Annotated in this window: 1 pseudogene; it reads right to left on the bottom strand. The window is 60.3% G+C overall.

Going from position 1 to position 1,586, the window contains the following annotated elements:
* Positions 1 to 28: 28 nt before the first annotated feature.
* Positions 29 to 1,532: pseudogene (gene istA / locus B9Z45_RS16570) on the bottom strand (IS21 family transposase).
* Positions 1,533 to 1,586 lie beyond the last annotated feature (54 nt).

Below are 1,586 nucleotides of genomic sequence, written 5' to 3'. Positions count from 1 at the left end.
CTAGATGTCCCGCTGCGTTGGTCTGTGCTCAGTCATGGCTCACCTCCACGCTGGACCGCAGGCCGTCATAGCGCGCCGTGTTGGCCAGTGGCACCTCACTGAGCTGCAGAGATGTTTCGGCTTGCTGCGGCATCGGTGGACTGCTCAACCGCGCCAACACATTGCGCACATGCTCAACGCTGATGCCACCGTTGGGAGTGGCGCCTTCCAGCAAAACCTCCACCGCCACCAATACAGCGTCCAGCCCCGCTTGCGGCACCACGGCCAGCACCTGGGCCATCACCCGGTCACCTCCCGCATGGCGCAACAACGACTGCCTCAGCCTCAGCAGCGCAGACGGCAATTCCATAAATGGCGTGCCATTCCTCAGCGCCCCCGGCTTGCGCTGCACCAGATCGATGTAATGCTGCCAGTCGTAGCTGATTTGCGCCCGATTGGTCAGCCTTGTGTGGCTGGCCACGATGGCGTCTTGGGCCACCACATCGACTCGGCTCGGATACAGCCTTGTACTGACCATCTGCCCAGCCCACTCGCACGGCACCGCATACTTGTTGCGCGCCACATTGACCAAACAGGTGCTGCTCACCCGGGCCGGATTCTCCACATACCCATCAAACGGCTCAGGCATGCTCATCAAGTGCTCACGCTCCAAATCCAGCATCTCGGCCAGCGTGAACTGCTTGTGCTCAGGGTGCGGTGTTTCGGCCCAGATCGAGCGGCAGCGCTCGGCCAACCAGGCATTGAGCTCCGGGAACGAGCCAAACCGCTTTGTTCCCGCCTCTATCCAGATGCGCCTGCGGCTGTCCTGCACGTTCTTCTCCACCACCCCTTTCTCCCAGCCCGAAGCCACGTTGCAAAAGTCCGGCTCAAACAGGTAGTGGCTGCACAGCGCATTGAAGCGGGCATTGACGATGCGACCTTTGCCTTTCTTGACCTTGTCCACCGCCGTCTTCATGTTGTCGTAAATGCCCCGGCGCGCCACACCGCCCAGCGCAGCAAAACTGCGGGTGTGCGCGTCAAACAACATCTCGCGCCCCTGGCTGGGGTAGGCCACCACCCAGAACGCCCGGCTGGCGCACAGCTTGAGGTGCGAGACCTGCATGTGGTGGTACACACCGCCAATGAGTAACCCTTCCTCACTCCAGTCAAACTGAAACGCTTCGCCCTGCTCGAAACTCAAAGGCACATACGCCTTGGATGCAGCCTTGCCCTCTTGCTCGCGCCAAGCCCGAATGAAGTCGGTCACCCGGCTATAGCCGCCCCGATAGCCCTGAGCCTGCAACTGCGCCAACAACGCCCGTGCACTGCGCCGGGCATGTTTGGGTCGATGGGAATCGGCTTTGAGCGCCTGCACCAACGGCGCCTCAAACGCGCTGAGTTTGGTGAATCCGCTTTGCCTTTTGTATTTGGGAGCCTGGGGCTTTGAGCCATTTTTTGACCGTGTTGCGCGATAACCCCGTGCGCTTGGCGATCTCGCTGTTGGAGAGTTGCTCGCGCAACTTCATGCGCCTGACCTTACCTATCATTTCCATGGTGATCACCTTCTATCTCTCCTGCTGAATATTTCAGCAGGCCAGTTGAACACC

It is taken from the genome of Limnohabitans sp. 2KL-17, assembly GCF_003063415.1.
Lineage (GTDB): Bacteria > Pseudomonadota > Gammaproteobacteria > Burkholderiales > Burkholderiaceae_C > Limnohabitans_A.
Note: the sequence above shows the minus strand (reverse complement) of the source record. Positions and strands in the feature narration are given on the sequence as shown.